Raw genomic sequence first — 22,694 nt, 5'->3', positions numbered from 1 at the left:
TCAAACTGTAGTCTTTGTCTAGTGTTGTATTAACTAGTCAAACGTGGTCACAAAATACCGCTATGATGTAGTGGACATTTTAATTTCAATATTTTTTATCTGCTTCATGAATAGGGTAATCATTCGCGCTCATATCACGTCTTGTCATGAATCCATTAGCATTAAATTCCCAATGTTCATTACCATGCGTACGCATCCACTGATTTGTACTTGCATCTCGCCATTCGTATTCAAATCTAACAGATATACGGTTGTCAGTATAGCACCACAATTCTTTCATTAATTTATAATTTAGTTCTTTATCCCATTTTCTATAAAGAAATGCTTTAATTTGCTCACGACCTTCGAAAAATTCACTACGGTTTCGCCAAACTGAATCTTCTGTATATGCTAAGCATACTTTTTCTGGATCTCTAGTATTCCATGTAGTTTCTGCCATTTTCACTTTTTGTAAGGCGCTCTGTGCATTGAAAGGTGGGACAGGCACTTTGATTTCTTCAGTCATTTTTGGACACTTCCTTTATTGTAAAGTTACAAGAAGTCTAGCAGAATATACTTTTTAATCAAGTTTTTACCACGCTATTTAAAAGCGGGAAAAACAGTGTTTAAGCGTAGTGAAAAATGGGCAAAAGACTGATAGACATTGACTTATAAATAGGTGAAATAAATTTTAAAATGTAGACTAATTTGTTGATTATTTAAATGGAAAAGACTATAATTAAATTAAGGTCAAAGAAAGTCAAAGTCAAACTTGATTTATTTTGATCAAACTTTTAATGGTGAGGTGAATCATTTTGGATATTAATCAAATGACCTATGCAGTTCAAGGTGCTTTACAAAAAGCAGTTGAATTGGCAAAAGAAAATGAGAACCAAAATATAGAAATTGAAGCTGTGCTTAAAGCAGCACTTGAAGAAAATGAAAGCCTATTTAAAAGTGTTCTAGAAAGAGCAAATATTAATACAGAACAACTTGTTAATGCATATAATGAAAAATTAAAAAAATATCCATCGGTTCAAGGAGAAAACATTCAATATGGGCAATACATCAGCCCTAAAGCAAACGAACTTTTAAATAAAGCAGAATTTTATATGAATTCCTATGAAGATGAATATATATCTATGGAACATCTTATAGTTTCTGCCATGGAAATTGATGAAACAACAAAACAGTTTGTCGGTAACAAAAAAGAAGTCATCGAAGAAATTATTAAAAAAATAAGAGGAGGTAATCACGTGACGTCACAAAATCCAGAATCAAATTATGAAGCATTAGAAAAATATGGTCGCGATCTAGTTGAAGAAGTACGTAAAGGGAATATGGATCCAGTCATAGGTCGTGACGAAGAAATTAGAAATACAGTCAGAATTTTAAGTAGAAAAACAAAAAATAATCCAGTATTGATAGGTGAACCTGGCGTTGGTAAAACAGCAATTGTTGAAGGACTAGCTCAACGTATTGTGCGTAAAGACGTACCTGAATCTTTACTAGATAAAACAATTTTCGAATTAGATTTAAGTGCACTTGTAGCAGGTGCTAAATATCGTGGTGAATTTGAAGAACGTTTGAAAGCAGTATTAAAAGAAGTGAAAGATTCAGATGGCAGAATTTTATTATTTATTGATGAAATTCATATGCTTGTTGGTGCAGGTAAAACAGAAGGTGCTATGGATGCTGGGAATATGTTGAAACCTATGCTTGCACGTGGCGAATTACATTGTATTGGTGCAACAACATTGAATGAATATAGAGAATATATTGAAAAAGATTCGGCTTTAGAACGTCGTTTCCAAAAAGTAAATGTATCTGAACCTGATGTAGAAGACACAATTTCAATTTTACGTGGACTAAAAGAACGTTACGAAGTGTATCATGGTGTCCGTATACAAGATAAAGCAATCGTAGCTGCTGCAGAATTATCAGATCGCTATATTACAGATCGTTTTTTACCTGATAAAGCGATTGATTTAGTGGATCAAGCGTGTGCAACGATCCGCACTGAGATGGGTTCCAATCCTACTGAACTAGATCAAGTCAATAGACGTGTAATGCAATTAGAAATTGAGGAAAGCGCCTTAAAAAATGAATCTGATAATTTAAGTAAACAGCGTTTACAAGAATTGCAACAAGAATTATCTAATGAAAAAGAAAAACAAAATGCAATACAATCTCGTGTTGAAGAAGAAAAAGGTAAAATAGCAAAACTACAAGAAAAACGTACAGAATTAGATGAAAGTAGAAAAGCATTAGAAGATGCTGAAAATAATTATGATTTAGAAAAAGCAGCGGAATTACAACATGGTAAAATTCCAGAATTAGAAAAAGAATTACGTGAACTTGAAGATGCGTTCCAAAACGAACAAAATGGTGATAATGATCGCATCATTCGCGAAATTGTTACAGATGAAGAAATTGGCGATATTGTTAGTTCTTGGACAGGTATACCAGTATCTAAACTTGTTGAAACTGAAAGAGAAAAATTATTAAATCTATCTGATATTTTACATGAGCGTGTAGTAGGACAAGATAAAGCGGTAGATTTAGTTGCAGACGCTGTTGTAAGAGCACGTGCGGGTATTAAAGATCCCAATAGACCCATTGGTAGTTTCTTATTCTTAGGTCCAACAGGTGTAGGTAAAACAGAACTTGCTAAATCATTAGCATCAACGTTATTTGATTCTGAAAAACATATGATTCGTATCGATATGAGTGAATATATGGAAAAACACTCAGTTTCACGCTTAATCGGTGCACCTCCAGGTTATGTAGGCCATGATGAAGGTGGACAATTAACAGAGGCAGTTCGCCGTAATCCATATTCAGTGATATTGTTAGATGAAATTGAAAAGGCACATTCAGATGTATTTAATGTGCTTTTACAAATATTAGAAGAAGGTCGTTTAACGGATTCTAAAGGTCGAGAAGTTGATTTTAAAAATACAATTATTATTATGACAAGTAATATAGGTTCTCAAGTACTATTAGAAAATGTTAAAGATGCAGGTGTCATTACTGATGCAACTGAAAAAGCTGTAATGAATAGCTTGAATCAATATTTCAAACCTGAAATTATCAACCGTATGGATGATATTGTACTCTTTAAACCATTAACAATTGGCGATATGAGTTTAATTGTAGATAAAATATTAACGCAATTAAACATCAGACTTATGTCACAAAGACTCTCAATTGATGTGTCTGATAAAGCAAAAGCATGGCTAGGTGAAGAAGCTTATGAACCACAATTTGGTGCTAGACCATTGAAACGTTTTGTGCAAAGACAAATTGAAACACCACTGGCACGCAAAATGATTAAAGAAAACTTAACAGAAGGTACAAAAGTAAACATAGACTTAGTGGATGATGGTTTGATATTTGAAGAAATCAAACCAAACAATGAATAAGAGTTTGATAAGTAAACACTTAATTTTAAAAATTAGTACAAAAAATGCCAACAAAGTCTCTGACTTTGTTGGCATTTTTTTCGCGTCTAATTATAGACGTGTTCTAATGTTGTTCCTTTGTATCATCATTATTGCCTTTAATAACCATTTCAAATAATACAATAATAATAGTGAAAAATATCGCGCCTACAATAGGTGTGATGAGATTAAGCTCGCCACCGCCTGCTAAACTATTAAGCACAAAATTAATCATTTGCAATAAGACAATAGACCAAAATAAAGTTGCGAGGTATTTCATTATGTAATGCCTCCAATATAATATATATAGGTTCATTATAAATAAGAAAGCGCTATTTGTATAGTAGCAAAGTTAGATTCATAGTTTTACATTGTTATAACAGTAGCTTTAAATTATAATTAATCTGTAAAACATCTTATATGATAGGTGTTGTTCTTGTATTTGAAATGTGTATTATGTTAAATTAATACCTGGTATTAAAATTAAAAATAAGAAGGTGTACAACCATGGACGTGGGTATTAAAGGTTTTGGTGCATACACACCTAAAAATGTTGTAGACAATACCTATTTTGAATCATTTTTAGAAACTTCAGATAAATGGATTTCACAAATGACTGGCATTAAAGAAAGAAGATGGGCGGATGAAGATGAAGAAACTTCAGATTTAGCTTATCATGCAAGTTTAAAAGCGATAGAAGATGCGAATATCGAAGCATCAGAAATTGATATGATTATCGTTGCAACATCAACTGGAGATTTTCCATTTCCTACAGTTGCTAACATATTACAAGAAAAATTAGGCATTGGTAAAGTTGCATCAATGGACCAACTTGCAGCATGTAGTGGTTTTATGTATGCCATGATAAATGCCAAGCAATTTGTTCAATCAGGCGACTACAAAAACATACTTGTTGTTGGTGCAGATAAATTATCTAAAATCACTGATTTTACAGACCGCTCAACTGCAATTTTATTTGGTGATGGTGCTGGCGCAGTTGTCATTGGAGAAGTATCTGAAGGCCGTGGTATTTTAAGCTACGAATTAGGTTCAGATGGTTCAGGTGGTAAATATCTATATTTAAATCCTGAAAATGGAAAAATATCTATGAATGGACGTGAAGTATTTAAGTTTGCCGTAAGAATCATGGGCGAAGCGTCTAACAATGCAGTAGCTAAAGCAAATTTAACACCTGAAGATGTAGACTTGTTTGTACCACATCAAGCAAATATAAGAATTATGGAATCAGCGCGAGAACGCTTAGGCATTCCAAAAGAAAAAATGAGTGTTTCAGTAGATAAATATGGTAATACGTCAGCGGCTTCTATTCCGTTAAGTATTTCTCAAGAATTAGAAAATGGCAAGATTAAAGATGATGATGTCCTAGTACTAGTAGGATTTGGCGGCGGTCTTACATGGGGCGCTGTAACATTAAGATGGGGAAAATAGGAGGATAAAATATGACCAAAGAACAACGTGTTGTAATTACAGGAATTGGAGCATTATCACCTCTTGGTAACGATGCAAAAACATCATGGAATAATGCTCTAAACGGTGTAAGCGGTATTGATACCATTACACGTGTAGATACAACAGATTATAATGTTCATTTAGCGAGTGAGCTAAAAGATTTTAATATTGAAGACCACATGCCTAAAAAAGAAGCGCGACGTATGGATCGTTTTACACAATACGCAGTGGTTGCAGCTAGAGAAGCAGTACAAGATGCTAAATTAGTCATTAACGAAAATACTGCTAATAGAATAGGTGTATGGATTGGGTCTGGTATTGGCGGTATGGAAACATTTGAAATTTCACATAGCCAATTATTAAACCGTGGTCCTAGACGCGTGAGTCCTTTCTTTGTACCAATGCTTATTCCAGATATGGCAGCAGGGCAAGTATCAATTGATTTAGGTGCTAAAGGCCCTAATGGTGCGACAGTGACTGCATGTGCGACAGGTACGAATTCAATTGGTGAAGCATTCAAAGTTATACAACGTGGAGATGCAGACGCAATGATTTCAGGCGGAGCTGAGGCACCTATAACGCATATGGCATTAGCAGGTTTTAGTGCAAGTCGCGCTTTATCTACAAATGACGATAAAGAAACAGCTTGTAGACCATTCCAAGAAGGTCGTGATGGTTTTATTATGGGCGAAGGCGCTGGTATCGTAGTTCTTGAATCTCTTGATTCCGCTCTAGCGCGTGGGGCAGAAATCTATGCTGAAGTTGTAGGTTATGGTTCTAGTGGCGACGCACATCATATTACTGCACCTTCACCAGAAGGCGAAGGCGGTTCGCGTGCAATGCAGGCTGCTTTAGATGATGCTGGTATAGAGGCTAAGGAAGTACAATATCTTAATGCACACGGTACAAGTACACCAGTTGGAGATTTAACAGAAATCCAAGCAATTAAAAATACGTTTGGAGAAGCTGCTGCATCATTAAAGATAAGTTCGACGAAATCGATGACAGGTCATTTACTAGGTGCTACAGGTGGATTAGAAGCAATATTCTCTGCACTTTCTATTAGAGATAGTCGTATTGCGCCAACAATTCATGCAGACTCTCCAGATCCAGAATGTGATCTTGATATTGTACCAAATAAAGCGGAAGACTTAGAAATTAATTATGCGATGAGTAATAGTTTAGGCTTCGGTGGACATAATGCTGTAATCGTATTAAAAAAGTTCGCTGACTAAATCTATAAACTTTTATTTAAAAAGATTTAAAATGAATATGTCTAAGACGAATATAAATTAATGAAAACAGCCGAAATTAAGATTTCGGCTGTTTTTTAGGTTGAGGTTTTATTTTTTCAGTGTTAATACACATTCTAAGTTTGTACTTAGACTACAATTTTATTTTTATTAACTTTATAATGATAAAATATTAATTTTGAAAATTGTGTGTACAGAACAAACGATTCATGTATAATGGGAATAATTTAGCAGTCAGGAGGGATGAAATTTGAAGAAATTTATGACGTTATCAACCACTTTGAAAACAAGATTAATAGCAGATTTCATCTTGAATGTAGCGAGTCAAGCGATTTTACCCTTTATGGCTTTATATTTAACGAGCAAAACAAATGCAATTTTTGCTGGTGCTTTTTTAATCACAAATATTGTAGTTAGTTTTTTTGTGTCTTTTCTAGGTGGATACTTAGGCGACAATTATAATAGGAAGAAAGTCGTTAATTACATACATTTCTTATATGCTATATGCTTAATTATATTAAGTATAACTGTAACTATGGATGGTATCGGTTTAATTATTTTTTGTGCTACAGTATTTATTTTTGAAATTTTATTTGCGGCGAGTCAACCTATTTTTGATGCGGCCATCATGGATGCGATATACGAAGAGGTAAGGGAATATGTATATCAAGTCAATTATTGGATGTTTAATATTAGTACGGCCATAGGGATGATGTTAGGTGCATTACTATACTTAGGTCATAAGCATTTATTATTTATTATGTTTTTCTTCGCTATGTTAGTGAGTTGGTATTTATTTGAAAAATATTACGACGTAGCACAAATTTATAATAAGAAAGAAGAACTGACATCTCGCTTTAAACATTTTGTGAATAGTTATCATGTTGTACTTAAAGATAAATACTATATGATTTTTAATTTAGGAATGATGTTAGTTTTTATGGCAGAACTCAGTTTAAATTCATATGTCGTAGTTAGATTAAAAGATGAGTTTGAAGCTTTTCATTTTTTAGGATTTTACATAGATGGTGTCAGAATGTTTACTGTCATTATGATTATCAATACGATTGTGGTAGCGACGTTAACTTTTACAGTGAATCGACTTATAGCGCAAACTTCTAAAAAAACTGTCTTTATCATCGGTATAGTGTTATATACGATAGGTTATAGTGTATTGACGTCAGCCAGTGCATTTTGGATATTGTGTTTATTTGCAATCATTGCCACGTTAGGAGAATTAATTTATTCACCGATTCAAAATGCGCAGCGCTTTTTAATGATACCTGATGACAAGCGCAGTACCTATTCTACATTTGGCATGGTATCTTATTATGGAGCCAATGTATTATCTAGATTCGGATTGATTTTGGGGGCATTTTTACTGCCATGGATGATGTCAGTCTATGTTGCTACAGTTGTATTAATCGGTTTCGTCTTACTTTACTATGCATTATTCTTTAATCCCAATATAGAAACAAGATAATAAAAAGACTGTATTAGAGTATTGTTGAAAAATAAACAATATCTAATGCAGTCTTTTATATTGCAAAAGAAATTACGATAGAGAGTAATAAATAAAATAAATTACAAGCAAATGCAATTTTAACCCATGGCGTAACAAAATAATTTTCTTTTTTTGCTTGCGTAGGTTTGAAAAACTCGTCATTTTCGAGTGTGTCTTTATGTTTTTTGTTAGTAAGTTGGTATTTTAATCTTCTAAAACCATAGCTTGTAGGATCTAAAATACCTTCTTGGACAACAATAATAATGAAGAAGAAGATAGCTAATGAAATGGAAATATAGAAAAAGGTATTGATGTATAGGACTAATGTATGTGAAGCAAATAGCCAAACTAACAAAGTAAGTAAAGGTGTAAAAAGTATCCAAATCAGTAAACTTGTTATGCGTTTCATATTAACTCCTCCAATTATACAATAAATTTATTGTAACTTAATATAACTAAAAAATGAATATAAACTTCTATAAATTCAATTATATCAACACTTGTATAAGATTATAAAATAAATTGTTAATAAATTCTTTAATAATGTAAAGCAAAACAATATTGCTTTACACGTAAAGTAAAAGTATAATGTTAATAAATATTCTGAATATTTCAAAGGGAATGTTAATTCTGAATTTAAAGGGGGATAAAATATGCTTAAGTATGTTTTAAAGCGTTTGGGATATATGATTTTATCATTATTCATAATCATTACGATTACATTTTTCTTAATGAAGCTTATGCCAGGTTCACCATTTAATGATGAAAAATTAAATGAAGAGCAGAAGCAAATTTTAAATGAAAAGTATGGTTTGAATGAACCTGTACCTGTACAGTATGCAAGTTATTTAAAGAATGTCGTTACGGGGGATTTTGGTAACTCATTCCAATATGATAACCAACCTGTATGGGACTTAATAAAACCAAGATTATTACCATCGCTTGAAATGGGACTGACAGCTATGGTTATTGGTGTGATATTAGGGTTGATTTTAGGAGTTATAGCAGCAGTACGGCAAAACAGTTGGGTCGACTATACAGCCACCGTCATTTCGGTTATTGCAGTATCAGTACCATCATTCGTTTTAGCAGTATTGCTACAATACGTATTTGCAGTTAGATTACAATGGTTACCAGTTGCAGGTTGGGAAGGAATATCGACCGCGATACTGCCATCATTAGCACTATCGGCAGCAGTATTAGCAACGGTGGCAAGATACATAAGAGCAGAGATGATAGAAGTTTTAAGTTCGGATTATATCTTGTTAGCACGTGCAAAAGGTAATTCAACAATGAGAGTACTATTTGGTCACGCATTACGAAATGCATTGATACCGGTTATTACGATTATTGTACCGATGTTAGCAAGTATCTTAACTGGTACTTTGACAATTGAAAATATTTTCGGTGTGCCAGGATTAGGGGATCAATTCGTGAGATCAATCACTACGAATGACTTCCCAGTTATCATGGCGACAACAATTTTATTCAGTACATTGTTTATTGTCTCCATTTTCATTGTAGATATTTTATACGGTTTAATTGATCCGCGTATCCGTATACAAGGGGGTAAAAAATAATGGCTGATAAAAGAGACGAAAAATTAACAGATGATCATTCAAATGCAGTTATGACGCATACTTCAGAAGGTATACCGGCATCTGATTTTATTAGAAGTAAGAATGATATTGAAAAAGAACCGGAAATGCAAAGAGAAAGTAAAAACTTTTGGCAAGATGCATGGAAGCAATTGAAACAAAATAAATTGGCCGTAGTTGGGATGATTGGCTTAATCCTTATCGTACTACTAGCATTGATTGGGCCATTATTAAGTTCACATGATTATGCAGAACAAGATGTAGATAGACGTAACTTACCAGCTAAAATACCTGTGCTAGATCAAGTACCATTTTTGCCATTTGATGGTGAAGGCGCAAAAGGTGTCGATGCTTATAAAGAAGCAGGCGTTACAGAAAACTTTTGGTTTGGTACAGATCAATTAGGTAGAGATTTATGGTCAAGAACTTGGCAAGGTGCGCAAGTATCATTATTCATTGGTGTGGTAGCAGCTTTGCTAGATATATTTATAGGTGTTGTGTATGGTGCAATATCTGGATTCTTTGGAGGACGGATAGATAATGTCATGCAGCGTATTATAGAAGTTGTTGCTTCGATACCTACACTGATCGTGGTTATCTTATTCGTATTAATTTTCGAGCCATCTATTTGGACCATCATTTTAGCCATGGCACTTACGGGTTGGATTGGTATGAGTCGTGTAGTACGTGGTGAATTCTTAAAATTAAAAACACAAGAATTTGTCTTAGCATCTACAACATTAGGTGCATCAAAATTAAAATTAATATTCAAACATATTTTACCTAATACACTTGGCGTTATCGTAGTAACTTCTATGTTTACAGTACCTAATGCCATATTCTTCGAAGCGTTCTTAAGCTTCATTGGTATTGGTGTACCGGCACCTAAGACGTCGTTAGGTTCGTTAGTAAATGAAGGTAGAGCAATGCTGTTAATTCACCCGCATGAATTATTTATACCAGCAGTAGTATTAAGTTTATTAATTTTATTCTTCTACTTATTTAGTGATGGATTACGCGATGCATTTGATCCTAAAATGCGCAGATAATAAAAGGGGGCAACATTTATGTCAGAACGAGTATTAGAAGTGAATAATTTGCATGTTTCCTTTGATATCGATGCTGGGGAAGTGCAAGCAGTTAGAGGTGTTGATTTCTTTGTCGATAAAGGTGAAACACTCGCAATTGTTGGTGAATCTGGTTCGGGGAAATCAGTCACAACAAAAGCAATCACTAAATTATTTCAAGGTGATGCAGGTAGAATTAAAAAAGGTGAAATTAATTTCTTAGGAGAAGATTTAGCAAAGAAATCAGAACAAGAATTAATTAAACTTAGAGGTAAAGATATATCTATGATCTTCCAAGATCCAATGACTTCTTTAAATCCAACGATGAAGATTGGCAAGCAAGTTATGGAACCTTTGATGAAGCATAGAAATTATAATAAAGTAGATGCGAAAAAACGTGCTTTAGAGATACTAAATTTAGTAGGTTTACCAAATGCAGAAAAACGTTTCACTGCCTATCCGCACCAATTTTCAGGCGGACAAAGACAAAGAATCGTTATTGCAACAGCACTAGCATGTGAACCGAAAGTATTGATTGCCGATGAACCAACAACCGCTTTAGATGTAACGATGCAGGCACAAATATTAGAGTTGATGAAAGAGCTTCAAGATAAAATTAGTACATCAATTATATTCATCACACATGATTTAGGTGTGGTTGCGAATATTGCAGATCGTGTGGCAGTAATGTATGGTGGTCAGATGATAGAGACCGGAGATGTAGATGAAATATTCTATGATCCTAAACATCCATACACTTGGGGATTATTATCATCAATGCCAGATTTAACTACAGGTTCAGAAACAGAATTGCTAGCAATACCAGGGACACCGCCAGATTTATTACACCCACCTAAAGGAGATGCTTTTGCAGAGCGTAGCCAATTTGCATTAGATATAGACTTTAAGACGCCACCACCTTGGTTTCAAGTATCACCTACACATTTTGTGAAATCGTGGTTGTTGGACGAACGTTCACCTTATATTGAGCCGCCAAAAATGGTGCAGAAACGTTTACGTGAAATGCCAAATAATTACGATAAACCTCAACAAGTAGAAAGGGTGTCGTTCGATGGAAAATAATAAAGATGTGCTATTACAAGTGAAAAACTTAAAACAATATTTTAATGAAGGTAAGCGAAATGAAGTTAGAGCCATCGAAAACATTTCCTTCGATGTATTTAAAGGGGAAACATTTGGTTTAGTAGGAGAATCAGGCTGTGGTAAATCAACTACAGGTAAAGCCATTATTAAATTGAATGATATTACAGATGGAGAGATTCTATATGAAGGCGTAGATATTCAAAAGATAAAAAATCGTAAAGACTCATTGAAATTTAATAAAAAAATACAAATGATTTTCCAAGATCCCTATGCATCATTAAATCCACGTTTAAAAGTTATGGATATCGTAGCTGAAGGTATTGATATACATAAACTTGCTTCTGGGGTTAAAGATCGTAAGAAACGTGTTTATGATTTATTGGAAACAGTAGGTCTAAGTAAAGAGCATGCGAACCGTTACCCACATGAATTTTCTGGTGGACAACGCCAACGTATCGGCATTGCACGTGCATTAGCAGTACAACCAGAGTTTATTATTGCTGATGAACCGATTTCTGCATTAGACGTTTCTATCCAAGCGCAAGTTGTAAACTTGTTATTAAAATTACAGAAAGAGCGTGGCATTACATTCTTATTCATCGCCCATGACCTTTCGATGGTGAAATACATTTCTGACAGAATTGCAGTGATGCATTTCGGAAAAATCGTTGAGTTAGGTAGTGCTGATGAGATTTATCATCATCCTATGCATCCTTATACCAAATCTTTACTTTCAGCTGTACCTCAGCCAGATCCTGAAAGTGAAAGAGTGAGAAAGAGAACCGTTTTTAAAGAAGATGCAGAGAACAATGACAAGCGTTCATTGCACGAAGTAAGACCAAATCATTATGTATTTACAACAGATGAAGAAGCGGAAAAACTGCAATCTGAAACACAGGAACCGTCTGTATAAAAAGGGGAAAGGGGGATTATGATGAAAAAGTTTAAGTTATTTACGATACTCATTGCGCTGACAGTAGTATTAGCAGGCTGTGGTAGTGCTGAAGGTATATATTCAGATAAAGGACAAGTATTTAGAAAAGTGTTATCTCAAGATATTACGTCACTGGATTCAGCATTGGCAACAGATACAGTGTCATTTGATATGTATAACCAAATTTATGAAGGACTGTATACATTAGATAAAGATGATAAAGCGCAACCAGGTGTGGCAAAGGAAATGCCTAAAGAAAGCAATGGCGGTAAAACATTAACGATTGAATTGCGTAAAGATGCTAAATGGTCAAATGGAGATCCAGTTACTGCGCATGACTTCGAGTTTGCATGGAAACGAGTAGTTAATCCTGAAACAGCATCTGAATATGCCTATATTATGTACGATTTGAAAAATGCGGAAGATATTAATATGGGTAAAAAAGATGTGGATGAATTAGGCGTTAAAGCAGTTGATGATCATACATTAAAAGTAGAATTAAACAAACCAATTCCGTATATTAATGAAATGTTCGCTTTTGGTACATTTATGCCACAAAATGAAAAAGTTGTTAAAAAACATGGTCAGCAATATGGTACTACAGCTGATAAAACAGTGTTTAATGGACCTTTCAAAATAGAACAATGGAGGGTTGAAGATAAAATTCAACTGGTAAAAAATGAAGATTATTGGGATAAAGAAGCTGTTCATTTAGATCGTGTAAATTATAAAGTATTGAAAGACCAACAAGCAGGGGCGTCATTATATGATACAGGCTCTGTTGATGATACTGTCATTACTGCTGATCAGGTTGATAAATATGAAGATAATGCAGGTTTGAAAAAACGCTTATTAGCAAGTACATTTTATATCAAATTAAACCAAAAAACTGTACCAGCATTTAAGAATAAAGATATGAGACTTGCAATTTCACAAGCAATTAATAAAGAAGGCTATGTAAATGCTGTTAAAAATGATGGTTCGGAAGCAACAGATGGTTTCACATCTAAATTAACAGCAGAAACACCTGATGGTAAAGATTTTGCGGAAACGATTGATTCACCATTATCATATAACCCAGAAGCTGCTAAAGAACATTATGAAAAAGCTAAAAAAGATTTAGGTATAAAAGATCTGACATTCACGATGAATACTGAAGATACACCAAGTTCAAAAATTTCAGCAGAATATATTAAAGCTCAAGTAGAAAAAACGTTGCCTGGTGTCACAATGAAAATTAAACAATTACCATTTAAACAACGTTTGAATCAAGAGTCTTCTGAAACACACGAAGCCTCATTATCTGGTTGGGGACCAGACTACCCAGACCCATTAACATTCTTAAGTATTATGACAACAGGTGCTGCTCAGAATAATACTGGCTGGGGTAGTAAAGAATATGATCAATTAATTGAAGATGCTAATGGCAAATTATTGAAAAAACCGGAAGAACGTAATGCTGCTATGAAGAAAGCAGAAGAAATGATGTTGGAAGATGCACCAGTTGCACCGATATATCAAAAAGGGGAAGCGCATTTAACAAATCCACAAGTTAAAGGCTTAATCTATCACCAAATTGGAGGAGATACATCTCTGAAAAATGTAAGAATAGATAAGAGTATTGATAGAGAAACTGGTGAAAAGAAAGAATAGAATTTTAACAATAAAATAAATATTATAAACAGCACATCAACATAAGGTTGGTGTGCTGTTTGCTTTCATATTAAACTAAAAGTTTACTAGTACGTACTTATTTGAAATCAAGGCAACATTTTTATTTCCATTAGTTATACATTTATTTAAAGCACTAGCTGAAGACTACAGATGAGATTGTGATTGCGGATAGCGAGCACAAAAAATGCCAACAAAGTCACTGACTTTGTTGGCATTATGACATATTCTAATCAAATAGAATGTGCCTGTTATAATTATCTTTTACGACCTAAGCCCATAGCTTTTTCCATTTTCTTCAATGTTTTGAAAGAAACTTTTTGTGCTTTATCTCTACCATTATCTAAAATAGTATCTAATTCATCTGAATTAAAATAGTACTCATATTTTTCTTGGAAATCTGTTAAGAATGTTTTTACGATTTCTGCTAAATCTGATTTAAACACACCATAATTAGAGTCTTTATATTTAAGTTGTAATGATTCTAGAGATTCATCCGTTAAACTAGAATAAATGGATAATAAATTAGAAATACCAGGTTTGTTATCTCTATCAAATTTTATAATACCATCTGAATCAGTTACTGCACTTTTGATTTTTTTAGCTGCAGTATTTGGTTGATCAAGTAAGGAAATGAAGTTCTTTTGATTACCATCACTTTTACTCATTTTTCTAGTCGGATCCTGTAAACTCATTACACGGCCGCCAACTTTTGGTATGCGTATTTCAGGTTTGATTAATATATCGTTAAAGCGAGAATTAAATCTGTCTACTAAATTTCTAGTTAATTCTATATGTTGCTTTTGATCGTCGCCCACAGGAACAATATTCGTGTTATAGATTATGATGTCTGCAGCCATTAACGGTGGATATGTAAGTAAACCTGCTGGAACGCCTTCAGTTTGTTTAGTAGCTTTGTCTTTAAATTGTGTCATACGTTCCAATTCTCCAATAGAAGAGATCGTAGTGAGCATCCAACTCGCCTGTATATGCGCTGGTACTTCTGATTGTATGAATAATGTGGATTTCTCTGGGTCGATACCAGAAGCTAAATAAATCGCTGCAAGCTGTCTTGTTTGTTTACGTAACTTCAAACGATCTTGTGGAACAGTAATTGCGTGCTGATCCACGATGCAGAAGAAACAATTGTAGTCGTCTTGGACTTCACTAAATTGTTTCAATGCACCAATGTAATTACCAAGTGTTGGAATACCACTGGGCTGGATACCTGAAAATAATGTTTCCATTTTTAGATGCCTACCTTCTAAAATTTAATTTAATATATATTACCTACATTATAACAGTATTTCAATCATTTGTAATTTATGTTAAACTATAGACATATCAATATTTCTACCTGAATTTATTGAGAAATGGTTTTATTTTAAATTTTTTGATAAAAATTAAAGAATTCTCATTTAATTTTAATGTTGAAAGGGTATACTTTGATTGTAAGGTTAAGGAAGACGAAGTTTACTTAAAAGTTTCTTAATCATATAAATATTGAAATCTAATGAATTTAAATTCATGAAAAATAGGAGAGTGAGATGTATGGTAACATTATTTACTTCACCAAGTTGCACATCTTGCCGTAAAGCGAAAGCATGGTTACAAGAACATGACATTCCGTATACGGAGCGTAACATTTTTTCAGAACACTTAACAATTGACGAAATCAAACAAATTTTAAAAATGACTGAAGACGGAACAGATGAAATTATATCTACACGTTCTAAGACTTACCAAAAGTTAAACGTTGATATAGACGCATTACCGCTTCAAGATTTATATTCAATTATTCAAGATAACCCTGGTTTATTACGTCGTCCAATTATTTTAGACGAAAAACGTTTACAAGTTGGTTATAACGAAGACGAAATCAGACGTTTCTTACCAAGAAAAGTACGTACGTTCCAATTACAAGAAGCGCAACGTATGGTTGACTAAAAAAATTACAATATTGGCCATAAAGTAGCATGTTTATGATGTTGCTTTATGGCTTTATTATATTTAGCATAACAAATAGACTCAGAGTAAAGTCAAACGAACCGATTGTTTTATATTTCAATACTATTATAAACAATTGGTCATTTGATTAAAGAATGATAAATGCGAAACAGCACTTGGTAATTAGTGCTGTTTTTTTGGCTTATGTTAGGGTATGTGTTAATATAAGAGACCAATTAGGAAATAGTAAAAATCAATGAAACAAATCAATTGTAATTATTACTACGTTCTAATACAATAATGATTACTATTCATCGACTGTAAGGAGTGAGATGATATGAGAATAGAGCGTGTTGACGATACTACTGTTAAATTATTTATAACATATAGTGATATAGAGGCTAGAGGTTTTAAACGTGAGGATTTATGGACAAATCGTAAGCGTGGTGAAGAGTTCTTTTGGAACATGATGGAAGAAATCAACGAAGAAGAAGATTTTGTAGTTGAAGGACCTTTATGGATACAAGTACATGCTTTTGAAAAAGGTGTTGAAGTAACAATATCTAAATCTAAAAATGAAGATCTTATTAATATGTCAGAGAATGGTGATAACGAACAACTTGATTATCAAGTAAATGATTTATTATCACAGACGTTTGATCAAGATGATAGTTTAGAAGATTTATTTGAACAACGTCAACAACAAAAAGAAAGCAACCACAACCAAGATAATAACGACCATAAACAACAAAGCACACGTACAGTGATTGTTAGATTTAACGATTTAGAAGAAGTGATTGATTATGCACATCACAATAATCAATCAGTAGATGACTTTGAAGATTTATTATACAGTTTTAATAATATATACTACTATGCTGTTCATTTTGATGAAACAGTGGATCAAGAATCAATTAATGATAGTTATAGTCAATTACTTGAATTCGCATATCCTACTGACAAATCAGAAGTATATTTAAACGACTATGCAAAAATTATTATGAGTCATAATGTTGCGTCACAAGTACGTCGTTATTTCCCAAGTGCGACAGAATAATGTAAATGTTTTGAATTTAAAATTGAGGCCTATTGAAATTTAATTTTCAGTAGGTCTTTTTGTGTACTCTTTTTTATTTAATGTTCAATTGTTAGAGGTATATAAGTAAGTTTCTATTATTACTATATTTTAAAAGTAATTATGCGTTAGTAACAGTGTAATAAAATGAGGTGATAAAATTTTGTTATGTGCAAAAAATGAAAGTAACCAAATCATATCAGCAATGATTGCTCATAAAGGGCATCAATATACGTGTCCGCATTGTCATAATAAGGTTATATTTAAAAAGGGCCAGTTCATTGCACCTCATTTTGCCCATGTAAGTGAAAGGGGGCTTACATGCAATAAAGGAGAAACTTATGAACACTATCGACTTAAATACCAGCTTGCTCAATGGTTTGAAAAATATAATTATGATGTTGCCATAGAACCTTATATAACAAGATGTTATCAATATCCTGATTTGATCATAAATCACAGTGTAGCAATTGAAATACAATTTTCACGAATTACGATATTAAATATAAAAAAACGCAGTATATCCTTACAAAAATGTGGACTAGATGTTGTGTGGATTATTAATAATCCAAGTTATGATAAGGTAACACAAATTTTAATGCTTACAACTTATGAACGGACTTATATTAATTTGAAAGAGCGCCATTTATTTGCTTGGAATAGTTACACCCAACAACTGTACAGATATAAGATTTTACAATATCTAGGAGGCAAACGTTATGTTGCAATAAGGGAGATTGTTTCAAATGATACTTTGATACATACTTCGACTCACGTAAATATTCAACATAACAATTTAACTTTAAAATTAAGTGAAACTGCAATTACTAAATACTTGAAGCATTGTCTTAATAGGCGTTCGGTACTCGAGCCGAGCCTTAGCGTTATGTACCAATTACAATTATCAGAAGGATGGATAAGTAAACACCTTGGCATTATTTTCCCAGAGCAATTATATGTGAAATCTCATCCGGTATATTGGCAATTACAACTTCTATTTATGCTAGCGCATTTACAATTTAAGTTAAGTGATTTTATAAAACTAATTGAGTATAATGAATTTTATATAGGTGATATTGATAAGGAAGAAATTGCTAGTGAAATGGTTAGAAAATTTCAACAATTGAATTATAGCATTGGACTTAATAACGTGCAAAAATGATTGTTACGTGAGAAAATTATAATAATGAACTTTATAGGAGGTTTACTTAATATTATGACTGAACAATTAACAAGAGAAGAACAAGAACGTAAGTACCCTGAATATACTTGGGACTTAACTACTATTTTCGAATCAGATGAAGCTTTTGAAGCAGCATTTAAAGAAGTGGAAAATAACATAGGACAAGAAGAACAATTTAGAGGTCATTTAGCTGATAGTGCAGAAACACTTTATAACGCGTTAGCTTTAGAAGATGAACTAGGTTCTCAATTAGAAAAAGTATATGTATATGCACATCTAAAACAAGATCAAGACACTGCAAATGATAAGTACACTGGGTACGAATCACGTGCGCATCAACTTATTATTAAATTTAGTTCTGGATGGAGTTTCTTAGTTCCAGAAATTTTACAAATTGATGAAGCACAAATCCAAAATTTTATTGAGTCTAATGATGATTTAAAACGTTACGCATTTGATTTGAAATTGATTAATGAAAAACGACCTCATGTTTTAAGTGCAGATAAAGAAAAATTACTTACTGAAGCACAAGATGCCTTATCAACAGCAGATAATGTATATGGTATGTTTAGTAACGCTGATTTAGAATTCGAGGATGCCATTGATAAAGATGGTAATCATCATTCATTAACTCAAGGCACGTTTATAAAATGTTTAGAATCAGATGATCGTATTTTACGTAAATCTGCATTTGAAAATTTATATAAAGCCTATGGTGCTTATAACAATACATTAAGCGCAACTTTAGCTGGTGAAGTGAAAAAGAATGTGTTTAATGCCAAAACACATAATTATGAAACTGCAAGAGCAGCAGCATTAAGTAATAATCATATACCAGAAGAAGTATATGATAATTTAGTTAAAACTGTGCATAACTACTTACCATTATTACATCGCTATACGAAATTACGTAAAGACTTATTAGGATTAGAAGATATGAAGATGTACGATCTTTATACACCTTTAGTTAAAGATGTGAAATTTGAAATGCCATATGAAGAAGCTAAAGATTGGATGGTAAAAGCTTTACAACCTATGGGAGAAGAGTATATGAAAGTTGTTGAAGAAGGGTTAAATCATCGTTGGGTAGACGTATACGAAAATAAAGGGAAACGTTCAGGTGGTTATTCTTCAGGTGCGCATTTAACTAATCCTTTTATATTATTAAATTGGTCTAATACAGTGAGCGATTTATATACATTAGTGCATGAATTTGGACACTCTGCACATAGTTATTTCAGTCGTCAAAACCAACCAGCCAATTCAAGTGGTTATACAATATTTGTAGCAGAAGTAGCTTCTACATGTAATGAGGCATTGTTAAGCGACTATATGGACAAACATTTAGATGATGAACGTAGACTATTATTACTTAATCAAGAGCTTGAACGTTTCCGTGCAACGTTATTTAGACAAACAATGTTTGCTGAATTTGAGCATAAGATTCATCAAATCGAAGAATCAGGAGAGCCACTTACAGCAAACCGTATGAATGAAGAATACGCAGAACTGAATAGACAATATTTTGGTGATTCTGTTGAAACAGATGAAGATATTAGTAAAGAATGGTCAAGAATACCTCACTTCTATATGAATTATTATGTGTATCAATATGCAACAGGATATAGTGCGGCTCAAAGTTTAAGTCGTCAAATTTTGACTGAAGGCCAACCAGCAGTAGATAGATATATTAATGAATTCTTGAAAAAAGGCAGCTCAGATTATCCAATTGAAATACTTAAAAATGCAGGTGTAGATATGACAACTCCTGAACCAATTGAACAAGCTTGCCAAGTATTTGAACAAAAATTAGACGCTTTTGAAAAGCTTATGAAAGCTTAGTATGAATGTATTCGTTTTCAATATGACAAGTTTGTGACAAAGTGATTTTATTTAATCTAAAAGGTTGAAAGACGCATTTTAGCGTGTTATATTATAAACATGAAATTAATCACATAACAAACATACCCCTTTGTTTGAAGTGAGAAAATTTCTCCCATCCCCTTTGTTTAGCGCCGTGTAATCAGACACGGCGTTTTTTTTATACCCTTTTTTAATTAAATTCAAAAATATGAATAACTATTCGTTTGACTTTAAAAAAGTAAAACTATAAAATTAACTTGTACTTAAAATTAATACAAGGAAGAGGTTGAATATATGAAATTAGCAGTTGTAGCAGCAAATGGTAAAGCAGGGCAACTCATTACGAAAGAAGCTTACGATAGAGGATTAGATGTTACTGCCATTGTACGAAGTTCAAATAAAACAGTAACAGATCAAGTGATTCAAAAAAATTTGTTCGATTTAACAACGGCTGACATTGCAAAATTTGACGTAGTTATCGATGCTTTTGGACAATCTGATGAAAATAAATTAGATGAACATAGTAAATCAATGAAACATCTAGGTGATTTAGTAAGCAACAGCAACAAGCGTTTGTTAATTATTGGCGGGGCAGGTAGTTTATATGTAGATGAAGCACATACGCTGAAGTTGATAGACTCACCGGATTTTCCTGAACAATTTAAAAAGATTAGCCAAGCACAAATCAAAACACTAGAAGAAATACAAAAACGAAAAGATGTAAAATGGACATTTGTTTGTCCAGCGCCAGATTTTCAATATGATGGTGAGAAAACTGGAGAATATAAATTGAGTGCAGACGAAGTTATTGGTTCAAAAGTAAGTTATGCAGATTTTGCTCAAGCAATGGTAGATGAAGTATTAGAAGCACAACACATCCAACAACGTTTTGCTGTATTTGCGAAATAAAATAATAATGAAAACTATAGTGAGATGAGAGTGGGACAGAAATTTAAATTTTCTAATAAAATTTCTGTCCCAGCCTCGCTCAGCTGACTAGAAAATGGAATACAAGAACTTAATCTCTTGCATAAGAACTACTTGTCTTCAAAAATGAAGTAGTAGTTCTTTAAAAGCTTGATATAAGCGCATTTTGAATTCAGTCAACCACTGCCAATATAAAAATTGAGGTCGAGACATGTGGTATGTCCCACTCCTGAAATATAAATGGTGATTTGGACCGATACTTGCGGAAAAGCACTAGAAGAAGATTATAGAGTGAAGCTGCGCTAGCGAAAAGCATGCACAAAAAAATGCCAACAAAGCCTGAGACTTTGTTGGCATTATGAGATAGCCCTAAAGGCTATCTTTTTATTTATTAAAAAATGTGGTTATCTGTTTATTGCACATTCAAATTTTAGATCTCCAAAATTTTCCATCTGGAGATTTAAGTTTTTCTATCTTTTGTTGCAGTGCTAATTTTTTAAGCTCTTTATTCATTAATTTTTCAGGCCATTCATAAATGGTAAGTAACTCTTCTTTAGTAACTAATTGCTGTTGTTGTATATAACCTTCTAGTGTAGGCGGTAATTTTTTTTCAATAGGTGTTCCAATTAGTTCATTTATGATATACGTATAGATGTGATAAGGATATAGACCTTCAACTTTCAAACCTTCTTCGTGAACGTCTTCGTTAAAGAATACGAGTGAAGGTGCTTCTTCAATCTCCATTTCTCGTGCAATATGCAAGTCTACTTGTAAGCTTTCTTTTAAATAGCTACTATGCAAATCTTCTTTAAAGACTTCGTAATCTAATCCTGCGTTACTTATGCAATTATTGACCATTGATTCAGTGATTATATCTCGTTTTGGTATAATTTCATTTTGTACAAGGTGTATAAAACGTTCTGCACGTAAGCGTCCTTGAAGTTCAGCAGCCTTATATGCGAGCGCAATATTATCTAAGTCCGATGTGCTTTGCGCTTGGCATTTAGTTAAGACACGTAAAGATGGATTTAATATATGTCTTATACTGATATATTGCTTATACTCTATACGCAATTTGGAGAGAATTGCTGACAATTTAAAGCAATCTTTACTGAATGGGTCGAAAAAAGAATAAATTTCTATCTTACTCACAGGTGAAAGATTCGCATCTTCACGACTATTAGCATGTATTAATTTTAATTCTTCAGTCATGTACATTTCACCTACAATTAGTTTTCGGTATTAACCATATGATTCGCTGTTAAACGTAATCTTTCATACAAATAATCGCCGACACCCGCTTGGAAATCTGCATGCTGAATAGCACTATACATATTTTCAAGCCATGCGTCGCGTTCGTTGTTTGTTATTATAAACTCCATATGACGTCTTTTTAACATTGGATGACCATGTTCTTCTGAATAAAGGCTTGGTCCACCTAAAAATTGAGTCAAGAATTGTTTTTGTTTTCTACTTGTTTCTTGAAAATCTCCAGGAAACAAATGGTTAATTCTGTCGTCTTTTTCCACTAAGAAATAGAAATGGTCAATCATCTTATATAATGCGTCATGTCCAATGATTTCGTAAGGTGTCTGTGCCATTTTATCACCATATTCTCTTAATATATAACTAATATAACACGAATATTTACATTTGGAAGTAATTCGACTTTTTAA

Annotated in this window: 20 protein-coding genes; 14 read left to right on the top strand and 6 right to left on the bottom strand. The window is 33.1% G+C overall.

Annotated features, from left to right (window positions below):
* Nucleotides 1-85: 85 nt before the first annotated feature.
* Nucleotides 86-505: a nuclear transport factor 2 family protein gene (locus PYW44_RS09250; protein ID WP_069828069.1), complete on the bottom strand. Its 420-nt coding sequence runs from the start codon at nucleotides 503-505 to the stop codon at nucleotides 86-88.
* Nucleotides 506-794: 289 nt separating this feature from the next.
* On the opposite strand from PYW44_RS09250, the gene clpB reads away from it, so the two are divergent.
* The gene (gene clpB / locus PYW44_RS09245) at nucleotides 795-3,404 is read left to right on the top strand and encodes an ATP-dependent chaperone ClpB (RefSeq protein ID WP_107520939.1); all 2,610 of its coding nucleotides are present in this window, start codon (nucleotides 795-797) and stop codon (nucleotides 3,402-3,404) included.
* A gap of 103 nt (nucleotides 3,405-3,507) precedes the next feature.
* Here the strand turns inward: clpB and PYW44_RS09240 are convergent, their stop codons facing one another.
* Complete coding sequence (locus PYW44_RS09240) at nucleotides 3,508-3,702, bottom strand: DUF2929 family protein (RefSeq protein ID WP_002508112.1); 195 nt, start codon at nucleotides 3,700-3,702, stop codon at nucleotides 3,508-3,510.
* A 227-nt stretch (nucleotides 3,703-3,929) separates the two neighbouring features.
* Here PYW44_RS09240 and PYW44_RS09235 point away from each other — a divergent pair, with 227 nt between their 5' ends.
* From PYW44_RS09235 to PYW44_RS09225, 3 genes are all read left to right on the top strand, one after another.
* A complete protein-coding gene (locus PYW44_RS09235) occupies nucleotides 3,930-4,871 on the top strand; it encodes a beta-ketoacyl-ACP synthase III (RefSeq protein WP_002508111.1) in 942 nt (313 codons plus the stop codon).
* An 11-nt stretch (nucleotides 4,872-4,882) separates the two neighbouring features.
* A complete protein-coding gene (fabF, locus tag PYW44_RS09230; protein WP_002508110.1) occupies nucleotides 4,883-6,127 on the top strand; it encodes a beta-ketoacyl-ACP synthase II in 1,245 nt (414 codons plus the stop codon).
* A gap of 268 nt (nucleotides 6,128-6,395) precedes the next feature.
* The gene (locus PYW44_RS09225; protein ID WP_107520938.1) at nucleotides 6,396-7,628 is read left to right on the top strand and encodes an MFS transporter; all 1,233 of its coding nucleotides are present in this window, start codon (nucleotides 6,396-6,398) and stop codon (nucleotides 7,626-7,628) included.
* 55 nt (nucleotides 7,629-7,683) lie between these two features.
* On the opposite strand, the gene PYW44_RS09220 is transcribed toward PYW44_RS09225, so the two are convergent.
* Nucleotides 7,684-8,058 carry a DUF3899 domain-containing protein gene (locus PYW44_RS09220; RefSeq protein ID WP_021339488.1) on the bottom strand — a complete coding sequence of 125 codons (375 nt, stop codon included), beginning with the start codon at nucleotides 8,056-8,058 and terminating at the stop codon, nucleotides 7,684-7,686.
* Between the two features lie 244 nt (nucleotides 8,059-8,302).
* On the opposite strand from PYW44_RS09220, the gene opp3b reads away from it, so the two are divergent.
* From opp3b to PYW44_RS09195, 5 genes are read left to right on the top strand one after another with little or no spacing between them, the layout of a single operon-like run.
* Nucleotides 8,303-9,229, top strand: coding sequence for an oligopeptide ABC transporter permease (opp3b, locus tag PYW44_RS09215; protein WP_021339489.1), 927 nt, complete (start codon nucleotides 8,303-8,305; stop codon nucleotides 9,227-9,229).
* On the top strand, nucleotides 9,229-10,296 hold the full coding sequence (opp3C, locus tag PYW44_RS09210) for an oligopeptide ABC transporter permease (RefSeq protein WP_069802042.1): 1,068 nt from the start codon (nucleotides 9,229-9,231) through the stop codon (nucleotides 10,294-10,296). Before opp3b ends, opp3C begins: the two co-directional genes overlap by 1 nt.
* A gap of 18 nt (nucleotides 10,297-10,314) precedes the next feature.
* Nucleotides 10,315-11,397 (top strand): ABC transporter ATP-binding protein, encoded by a 1,083-nt coding sequence (locus tag PYW44_RS09205; protein ID WP_002508105.1) that lies wholly within the window; start codon nucleotides 10,315-10,317, stop codon nucleotides 11,395-11,397.
* Nucleotides 11,387-12,331 (top strand): ABC transporter ATP-binding protein, encoded by a 945-nt coding sequence (locus PYW44_RS09200; protein ID WP_002508104.1) that lies wholly within the window; start codon nucleotides 11,387-11,389, stop codon nucleotides 12,329-12,331. Before PYW44_RS09205 ends, PYW44_RS09200 begins: the two co-directional genes overlap by 11 nt.
* 21 nt (nucleotides 12,332-12,352) lie before the next feature.
* Nucleotides 12,353-14,005 carry a peptide ABC transporter substrate-binding protein gene (locus PYW44_RS09195; protein WP_046465150.1) on the top strand — a complete coding sequence of 551 codons (1,653 nt, stop codon included), beginning with the start codon at nucleotides 12,353-12,355 and terminating at the stop codon, nucleotides 14,003-14,005.
* A gap of 275 nt (nucleotides 14,006-14,280) precedes the next feature.
* On the opposite strand, the gene trpS is transcribed toward PYW44_RS09195, so the two are convergent.
* Nucleotides 14,281-15,270, bottom strand: coding sequence for a tryptophan--tRNA ligase (trpS, locus tag PYW44_RS09190; RefSeq protein WP_069828066.1), 990 nt, complete (start codon nucleotides 15,268-15,270; stop codon nucleotides 14,281-14,283).
* A gap of 304 nt (nucleotides 15,271-15,574) precedes the next feature.
* Here trpS and spxA point away from each other — a divergent pair, with 304 nt between their 5' ends.
* From spxA to PYW44_RS09165, 5 genes are all read left to right on the top strand, one after another.
* Nucleotides 15,575-15,970 (top strand): transcriptional regulator SpxA, encoded by a 396-nt coding sequence (spxA, locus tag PYW44_RS09185; protein WP_002483765.1) that lies wholly within the window; start codon nucleotides 15,575-15,577, stop codon nucleotides 15,968-15,970.
* A gap of 337 nt (nucleotides 15,971-16,307) precedes the next feature.
* On the top strand, nucleotides 16,308-17,027 hold the full coding sequence (gene mecA, locus PYW44_RS09180) for an adaptor protein MecA (RefSeq protein WP_021339495.1): 720 nt from the start codon (nucleotides 16,308-16,310) through the stop codon (nucleotides 17,025-17,027).
* 181 nt (nucleotides 17,028-17,208) lie between these two features.
* Nucleotides 17,209-18,207, top strand: coding sequence for a competence protein CoiA (locus tag PYW44_RS09175; protein WP_069828065.1), 999 nt, complete (start codon nucleotides 17,209-17,211; stop codon nucleotides 18,205-18,207).
* Between the two features lie 54 nt (nucleotides 18,208-18,261).
* Nucleotides 18,262-20,070 (top strand): oligoendopeptidase F, encoded by a 1,809-nt coding sequence (pepF, locus tag PYW44_RS09170; RefSeq protein ID WP_069828064.1) that lies wholly within the window; start codon nucleotides 18,262-18,264, stop codon nucleotides 20,068-20,070.
* A gap of 315 nt (nucleotides 20,071-20,385) precedes the next feature.
* Nucleotides 20,386-21,000 carry an NAD(P)-dependent oxidoreductase gene (locus PYW44_RS09165; protein WP_069828063.1) on the top strand — a complete coding sequence of 205 codons (615 nt, stop codon included), beginning with the start codon at nucleotides 20,386-20,388 and terminating at the stop codon, nucleotides 20,998-21,000.
* Between the two features lie 441 nt (nucleotides 21,001-21,441).
* Here PYW44_RS09165 and yjbH read toward each other — a convergent pair whose 3' ends face one another.
* Both yjbH and PYW44_RS09155 read right to left on the bottom strand, forming a co-directional pair.
* Complete coding sequence (gene yjbH, locus PYW44_RS09160; RefSeq protein ID WP_002508097.1) at nucleotides 21,442-22,230, bottom strand: protease adaptor protein YjbH; 789 nt, start codon at nucleotides 22,228-22,230, stop codon at nucleotides 21,442-21,444.
* Nucleotides 22,231-22,247: 17 nt separating this feature from the next.
* On the bottom strand, nucleotides 22,248-22,619 hold the full coding sequence (locus PYW44_RS09155) for a truncated hemoglobin YjbI (RefSeq protein ID WP_002512240.1): 372 nt from the start codon (nucleotides 22,617-22,619) through the stop codon (nucleotides 22,248-22,250).
* Nucleotides 22,620-22,694 lie beyond the last annotated feature (75 nt).

The organism is Staphylococcus equorum, assembly GCF_029024965.1.
Taxonomy (GTDB): domain Bacteria; phylum Bacillota; class Bacilli; order Staphylococcales; family Staphylococcaceae; genus Staphylococcus; species Staphylococcus equorum.
The sequence above is the reverse complement of the archived record's forward strand: the minus strand, read 5'-3'. Positions and strand labels throughout refer to the sequence as shown.